The organism is Streptomyces sp. IBSBF 3136, from assembly GCF_036815105.1.
Lineage (GTDB): Bacteria > Actinomycetota > Actinomycetes > Streptomycetales > Streptomycetaceae > Streptomyces.
Window position 1 is genome coordinate 1 of the sequence record NZ_JAJSZC010000315.1, and the last position, 7,093, is coordinate 7,093.

The 7,093-nt window shown below is 71.9% G+C and carries 9 protein-coding genes; 3 read left to right on the forward strand and 6 right to left on the reverse strand.

Annotation, left to right across the window (positions count from 1 at the left end; translation table 11 throughout):
* On the forward strand, positions 1 to 1,181 hold a 1,181-nt coding region (locus V7E45_RS37245), incomplete at its 5' end, for an aminotransferase-like domain-containing protein (RefSeq protein WP_443056339.1).
* A gap of 244 nt (positions 1,182 to 1,425) precedes the next feature.
* Here the strand turns inward: V7E45_RS37245 and V7E45_RS37250 are convergent.
* From V7E45_RS37250 to V7E45_RS37260, 3 genes are all read right to left on the reverse strand, one after another.
* Positions 1,426 to 2,235: an SAM-dependent methyltransferase gene (locus V7E45_RS37250; protein WP_333778714.1), complete on the reverse strand. Its 810-nt coding sequence runs from the start codon at positions 2,233 to 2,235 to the stop codon at positions 1,426 to 1,428.
* A gap of 93 nt (positions 2,236 to 2,328) precedes the next feature.
* Positions 2,329 to 2,583, reverse strand: coding sequence for a DUF397 domain-containing protein (locus V7E45_RS37255; protein ID WP_133922222.1), 255 nt, complete (start codon positions 2,581 to 2,583; stop codon positions 2,329 to 2,331).
* Complete coding sequence (locus V7E45_RS37260) at positions 2,584 to 3,444, reverse strand: helix-turn-helix domain-containing protein (protein ID WP_333778715.1); 861 nt, start codon at positions 3,442 to 3,444, stop codon at positions 2,584 to 2,586.
* Between the two features lie 221 nt (positions 3,445 to 3,665).
* Between V7E45_RS37260 and V7E45_RS37265 the strand changes: the two genes are divergently transcribed.
* Both V7E45_RS37265 and V7E45_RS37270 read left to right on the forward strand, forming a co-directional pair.
* Positions 3,666 to 4,307, forward strand: a complete 642-nt coding sequence (locus V7E45_RS37265; protein ID WP_333778716.1) for an ATP-binding protein — start codon at positions 3,666 to 3,668, stop codon at positions 4,305 to 4,307.
* Positions 4,304 to 4,732 carry a hypothetical protein gene (locus tag V7E45_RS37270; protein ID WP_333778717.1) on the forward strand — a complete coding sequence of 143 codons (429 nt, stop codon included), beginning with the start codon at positions 4,304 to 4,306 and terminating at the stop codon, positions 4,730 to 4,732. Before V7E45_RS37265 ends, V7E45_RS37270 begins: the two co-directional genes overlap by 4 nt.
* A gap of 104 nt (positions 4,733 to 4,836) precedes the next feature.
* On the opposite strand, the gene V7E45_RS37275 is transcribed toward V7E45_RS37270, so the two are convergent.
* The 3 genes from V7E45_RS37275 to V7E45_RS37285 all read right to left on the reverse strand — a co-directional run.
* Positions 4,837 to 5,010: a hypothetical protein gene (locus V7E45_RS37275; protein ID WP_333778721.1), complete on the reverse strand. Its 174-nt coding sequence runs from the start codon at positions 5,008 to 5,010 to the stop codon at positions 4,837 to 4,839.
* 219 nt (positions 5,011 to 5,229) lie between these two features.
* Entirely contained in the window at positions 5,230 to 5,874 is a 645-nt protein-coding gene (locus tag V7E45_RS37280) for a DUF899 domain-containing protein (protein ID WP_333778718.1), read from the reverse strand.
* Between the two features lie 176 nt (positions 5,875 to 6,050).
* On the reverse strand, positions 6,051 to 7,093 hold a 1,043-nt coding region (locus V7E45_RS37285; protein WP_333778720.1), incomplete at its 5' end, for an FUSC family protein.

Below are 7,093 nucleotides of genomic sequence, written 5' to 3' on the forward strand. Positions count from 1 at the left end.
CTTCCGCGGTCTCCGGGCGGCGGGGTGGGGTGGAGCGGTCGCCCGGCGCCGGAGGAGAGCGGGCTCCTCGCACGGTTGGGGTACGCGCGCGTGGGCCGCGGCACGATCTGCGGCAGGGGACGCCGGACGCGTCGGCGTTCCCGCGGGCGGCTTGGTCGGCGTCCTACCGGCGGGCGTTGCAGGCGGCGCCGAGTGAGGCGTTCGGGCCGGGGGATCCCGCGGGGCGCCGGGAGTTGCGGGAGGCGTTGGCGGAGTATCTGGCACGAGCGCGTGGGGTGCGCGCCGAGCCGGACCGGATCGTGGTCTGTTCCGGCTTCGCGCACGCGTTGCGGTTGCTGTTCGGTCAGGGTGGCGGGGGTGTGCTGCGCGGTCCGCTGGCGGTGGAGGCTTACGGGCTGGGTTTCCATCGGGAGTTGCTGGCGGCGGCGGGGGTGCGGAGCGTGCCGCTGGCGCTGGACGAGTTCGGGGCGCGGGTGGAGGAGCTGGGCCGGCAGCGGGCTGTGCTGCTCACGCCGGCGCATCAGTTCCCGACCGGGGGTCCGTTGCATCCTGAGCGGCGGGCGGGGGTGATCGAGTGGGCACGCGCGCGTGGTGCGGTGGTGGTGGAGGACGACTACGACGGCGAGTTCCGGTACGACCGCAGGCCCGTCGGTGCGCTTCAGGGGCTGGATCCGGAGCGGGTGGTCCATGTCGGTTCGGTCAGCAAGAGTCTGTCGCCGGCGCTGCGGCTGGGCTGGATGGTGCTGCCCGGGGGGTTGGTCGGGCCTGTGCTCGCGGCGAAGGGGGAGCGGGAGGCGTGGGCGAGTGTGCCGGACCAGTTGGCGCTGGCGGACTTCTTGGTCTCGGGGTCGTACGACCGTCATGTGCGGCGTATGCGGCAGCGTTACCGGAGCCGGCGGGACCGTCTGGTGGCGATGCTGGCCGAGCGTGCGCCGCATGTCGAGGTGACCGGTGTGGCGGCCGGGCTGCACGCGGTGCTCAGGCTGCCGCCGGGGACCGAGCGGTCGGTGGTGAAGGCGGCCGCGTGGCAGGGGGTGGCCCTGGACGGGTTGGCCGCGTTCCGGCATCCGGAGACCGGGATGGTCGCGCCCGACGGTGTGGTGATCGGGTACGCCACCCCGCCGGAGCACGCTTATGGGGCGGCGCTCGAGGCGCTGTGCGAGGTGCTGCCGCCGGGGTGAGGGTCCGGGGTTCGTTCCGGGGAGACCGGACCGGTCCTCCGGGCGGAACGTTCCGGCGCACGGGCGTGCCGACGGGCCGGAACGACCGGTGCGGACCTTGCCGACCCGACGGGCCCACGTGCCTGAACAACCGGCCCGGACCGTGCCGACCTGACGGTCCCACGTGCCTGAACAATCGGCCCGGACCCTGCCGACATGCCGACATGCCGGAACGACCGGTGCGGACCGGACCGCGCCGTTCGGGTTACGGCTTGCGGGCCACCGCCGCGTATCCGGGGATCACGCCGTCGTCCTGTCCGGGTACGGGTTCGCCGAGTTCGGGGTGCCACTGGTGGACGATCTGGACGCCGGGGTCGACCAGTTCGAGTCCGTCGAAGAAGCGGCTGAACTCGTCGCGGGAGCGCAGGGCGAGGGTGACGCCGGCCGCTTTGAGTTTCGCGGTGGCGGCCGCCGAGTCCTCGGGGGTGAAGTCGGCGGTGGCGTGGGTCATCGTGAGGTAGCTGCCGGAGGGCAGTGCGGACAGCAGGCGGCCGACGAGGTCGTGGGCGCCGTCGGTGTCGGAGACGAAGTGCAGCAGGGCGACGAGGGAGAGGGCGACCGGGCGGTCGAAGTCCAGGATCTTCCGGGCGCCGGCGACGATCGCGGCCGGGTCGCGGACGTCGGCCTGAAGGTATTCGGTGGCGCCTTCGGGTGTGCTGCGCAGCAGGGCTGCCGCGTGGGCCAGTACGACGGGGTCGTTGTCGCAGTAGACCACGCGGGTCTCGGGTGCGACGCTCTGGGCGACCTGGTGCAGGTTGGGTTCGGTGGGTATGCCGGTGCCGATGTCCAGGAACTGGCGTACGCCCTGGTGGGCGAGCCAGCGGGTGGCGCGGTGCATGAAGGCGCGGTTGACCCTGGCCATGACCGGGACCCGGGGCTCGAGGGCCAGCATCTGCCGGCCCATCTCCTCGTCGACGGGGTAGTTGTCCTTGCCGCCGAGGTACCAGTCGTACATGCGGGCGGGGTGCGGTCTGCTGGTGTCGATCCCGACGGTGGTCGGGTCCTGCCCTGTCATGTGGCACTCTCCCTGGGCGTCTGACGCATCCAACGATCAAGTTCAAGTCTTCAGCAAGATGAAGTTGAGCGAGCAGCGATAATCATCGGTGGTTCAGGAGAGGAGGAAGTCGGCCACCCCCGCTTTGGCGCCCTCGATGAAGGCGGTCATCTCGTCGGTGGTGTAGATGAGCGCCGGCCCGTCCGGGTCGGTCGACTGGCGTACGGCGATCCGGCCGTCGGCGAGTTTCATCGCCTCCAGGCAGTTTCCGCCGTTGCCGCCGCTCCAGGGCTTGTGCCAGCCCTCGCTGCCCAGCTCCCGCGCGGGCATGCCGTTGTAGACGTGACTGCGCGGCTTGATGCGATCCATTCACAGCTCCTTGCGGAGATCCTGGAGGATCTCCTTCGTGCGTTGCGCCGTGGCGGCCTGCGCCGCCATACGGTCCATGACCTCCAGGTGGGTCGCCACCTCGGAGCGCGCGTCCAGGTAGACCGCGCCGGTGAGGTACTCGCTGTAGACCATGTCCGGGAGTTCCGACATGGCGAATCGGAACAGTACGAAGGGCCCGTAGGTGCCCGGGTGCGGTCCGTTCGCGAACGGGGCCACCTGGAGCGTCACGTTGGGCAGGGTCGTGGCCTCGAGCAACTTGTCGATCTGCGCGCGCATCACTTCCGGTCCGCCGACCTGGCGGCGCAGGGCGGTCTCGTCCATCACGGCCCAGAAGCGGGGGGCGTCGGAACGGGTGAGCAGCGCCTGTCGCTGCATGCGCAGTGCGACGTGGCGTTCGATCTCGTCGGGGCTGGTCTGGCCGATGGCGCCGGACTTGAGCACGCCGCGGGCGTAGTCCTCGGTCTGGAGGAGGCCGGGGGCGAAGTGCGGTTCGTAGGAGCGGATGAGGGCGGCCGCGCCCTCCAGGCTGACGTACATGGAGAACCAGCCCGGCAGGATGTCGTGGAACCGCTGCCACCAGCCGGGCCGGTTGGCCTCTTCGGCCAGTTGGACGAAGACGTCGGCCTCGCCCTCGGTCACTCCGTAGGCCTTCAGCAGGAGTTGGAGGTACGGGATCTTGAGGGCGACCTCGGCCATCTCCATCCGGCGGATGGTGGCGGGGGCGACGCGGAGGACCTGGGCGGCCTCCTCGCGCTTGAGCCCGGCGCGTTCCCGCAGGTCCAGCAGGCGCCGGCCGAGGACCACCTGGCCCACGGTCGGCGCGGACCGCGGTTCGCTCACGCTCTCACCTCCGACACAGCCGTCCGCTTCGGCAGAAAGAATCCGCACAGCCCTGCGGCGCCGTTCGAAGACTCTTTCGACTGTCCGGTGGGACCGTCGGGGTCTCAATTGGCGCCGCTCGAGGTGCTGTTGCGAGCAGTGTGCCACGGTCCATGACCGAGTCACACCGCACTCTGCATTTTTCAGAGTGACACTTGCCAAGTGTTCACGCCGGGGAGATAGTGGCAAGCGTGATTCCGTCCGCGCCCTTAGGAACAGACGCTGCCGCAGACCGTTCCGGTCTCGGTACCGCAACGGGAGCAGCCCCAGGTGGGGGCGCTGCCGAGCGCCGGTTCCGCTTCGAGCTGGCCGCACATCCGGGTTCCCCCGCGCAGGCGAGACGTCTGACGCGTGCCCGGCTGACCGGCTGGTCGGTATGCGCGGACACCTGTGACACCGCGGCGCTGGTCATATCCGAACTGGTCACCAATGCGATCGTGCACACCGCGAGCAGTCGGGTGGTGTGCGAGCTGCACGACCACGACGACACGGTGCGCATGGCCGTACGTGACGAGGGCTGTGCGCCCGGTGAGCCCCACCCGTCCCCGCAGCGACCCGACGAGGAGCACGGGAGGGGGTTGCTTCTAGTCGACGCGCTGTGCCGGGCCTGGGGGGCCCAGGAGCACGGGTCGGGGCTGCTGGTCTGGGCCGAGCTGGCCCGCCGGAACGACGCGACCCGTGACGCGGCAGAGCCACGCAACGACCTGGGCTGGGGCGCCCGCCCCAAGCCGGACGGCCCGCCGCCCGGCCCGGGCGAGGAGGAGCCGGCCGAGGCCCGGCACGTGGCACCGCAGCGGCGGCACCCCACCCGGGGGCAGCCGTGAACGGCGTCGCCGACTCCGGCCGGCCGCTCGGCCTGGACACCCTGGTGCGCCTCGGCCGCCGGCAGCACACGCCGGCCCCGGCGCGCCGCCTGCCGGTTCCCGAGGGCATGACATCGCCGCTCGGCTGCGACGCCGTGGCGGTACCCGACCGTCTCGGACCGCTGGTCGTACCCCGGCTGCCGCGGGTGGGCTGTGTGTACACGGACGGCGCGCGATGGTGGTGGATCGTTCCGTCGGACTCCGACTACGCCCTGCCGTGGCCCGCCCCCGCCCAGTACGCTCCCGGGGCTCCGCTGCCCGCCACGGCCCGGCTCATCCACCGCCCCGAGGGCACCGTCCCCTACACGCCGCCGATCCCCCTCTACCTGGCTCTGTGCCGGGTGACGGGGACGACTCCGGACTGGTCCCGGGGCATCTCGGCCTGAAATCGGCACGGAGCCGGTAGCCTCCGCGTCCGCATCCTCCCCGATCGGGCTGCGGGCCAGCCGCCGATCGGGCCCCTGTCGCTGCGGCCCGATCGGGTGCGGTCTCACTCGATGCCGTCGCCGCCGCGCACGATGACGAGGAACGTGTCCGTGGCGAGGTCCATGACGACCTCGGCGGGCAGGCCTTCGAGACGCCGCGCGTGCGCGAACTCCTCCGCGGGCCACGAGCCGCGCGGTCCCCCTGCGGAAAAGCGCTCGAGCACTGTTCGCCCGTTCACCATCTCGCACCTCCAGAAGCGTTGTACTTGAAGGAGTTAACGCTCTGAAGAGGGGAAACGGCTCGCCCGGTGACCTTACTGAGACAGTATTGACACCCTCTCAGCGCGGACGGTGAGAATCCGTTCACCTTGGGACACGAACCATACGTTCAGCGACCGTTTCGCGACCGTACGTCTCAGGCGTCACACGCGTCTCACGCCTGGGCCGTAGGAGGCGACTCAGTCGTCGTACTCGTCGTGGTACCGGATCGGCTCGGCGCTGCGCGGCTCGCGGCCGAGTGCCGTGAGGTCGAGCAGACCGGCGGTGGCGCCGAGCCCGTCGAGTCCGTCGTCGTGGACCGAGTAGGTGTGGAAGACCTGGTCGCGGTCCCGCAGGAAGCAACTGAGGCCCGGCCGCTCGGCCGGTTCCCCGGCACGCTCCACGGTGGCCTCGAAGTCACGGTTGAAGTCGCTGTCGAAGGAGGAGTACCAGGGCACCGCCCAGCCCATCCGTGCCTTGAACGGCAGGATCCGGGTGAAGGGGGCGCGGGAGACGGCCGCGAACGACGTGTCGCGGGCGCGCAGATGAGCCAGATGGCCGACCTGGTCGAGGAAGGCCGCGCAACACGGGCAGCCCGTCTCCCACTCGGGCGCGAACATGAAGTGGTGGACGACGAGCTGGGTGCGTCCCTCGAAGAGGTCGAGGAGGGTGGCCTTGCCGTCGCCGCCCTCGAAGACGTACTCCGGGTCGACCTCGACCATGGGCAGCCGCCGCCGTTCGGCGCTCAGCAGGTCCCGCGCCCGCCTGACCGTCTCCTCCTTGCGCAGCAACTCCTCGCGCGCCACGCGCCACTGCTCACGCGTGACGATCTCCGGAAGTGACATGGGTCCTCCTGTCCGACGGCCGGTGCGCAGTGGTGACCGTCGGCGCGGGCGGAACTCATCGGAGTACGGCGTCCCGTCCGGGATTTTTTCGGACGCCGCCGGAGAGGGCATTGGCACGCACTCCCCCGAGCCGCGTCCGGGAGCCCCGCCGGGGCCGGCCGCCGCCCACGTGGGGTCTACGCGGCAGCCGTGCGCCGGCTCTTGGGCGGCTGCTCGGCGGCGGGCAGCCCCACCCGCTCCCTGCGCCGCTCCAACTCGTCCAGCAGCTCTTCCAGTTGCCTGGCGTGACGTGGGGTGAGGCGGCCGGTGTCGTCGAGGTGGACGGCGCAGGCGGTGGTGGTGTCGACGAGGTCTTCGAGGACGGCCGCGACACCGTCCGTGCCCTCCGTGTGCCGGGCGAGGGCGGGCAGTTCGGCGGCGGCGAGCGCGATCGCGGTGCGGGCCTCGGCCAGGGTGCGGTACGCCTCTCGGCGCAGCACCCAGCGTTCGGCGCGGTCGCCGGACTCACCCAGGACGTGCACCAGGTAGGCGTGCGCGGCGTCCCCGGCCGCGGCCAGCCTGGCCCGTACCCCGCCGCCCCGCTTCCCCGGCATCGGCAGGTGTCCCACGATCAGCGCGATCGCGCAGGCCAGCAGCGTCTCCCCGATCCGGCTGACGGATGCCTGCGCCTCGCCGCCGACCATGACCAGGGCGAGGACCAGAACGGTGCACACGGTGGTGAGGGCGGCGAAGTTGCGGGTGGAGACCGGGACGAGCGCCCCGCACACCGCCACCAGCACGATCAGCCCCTCCGGCCGCGGCAGCAGCGCGGCGAAGACGGCGAACACCAGGGCGCCCAGGACGGTTCCGGCCGCACGGGCCAGCACACGGGAGGCGAGCGGCCCCAGGTCGGGCTTGACGAGGAAGACGGCGGTGGCGGGCAGCCAATACCAGTGCTGATGCTGGCCGTACCAGCGGGTGTGGTGCAGGGCCTGGGCGACGGCGGCACCCGCCCCGAAACACAGGGCGACGCGCAGCCCGTACTCCCGCCCGCCGGTGCCGAACGCGGCCCGGACGGCTGCCCTTGCGCCGCGCCGCCGGGCGAACAGCCGCTGCTCGTCGCCTTCGGCGCGGTCGAAGACGTCCACGGCACGCAGCAGGGCGTCGTCGAGGGCACGCAGAGCGGGCGCGACGGGGGTCCCCCCGCGCGAGCGAAGCCGAGCGTGGGGGAGGCTGGGGG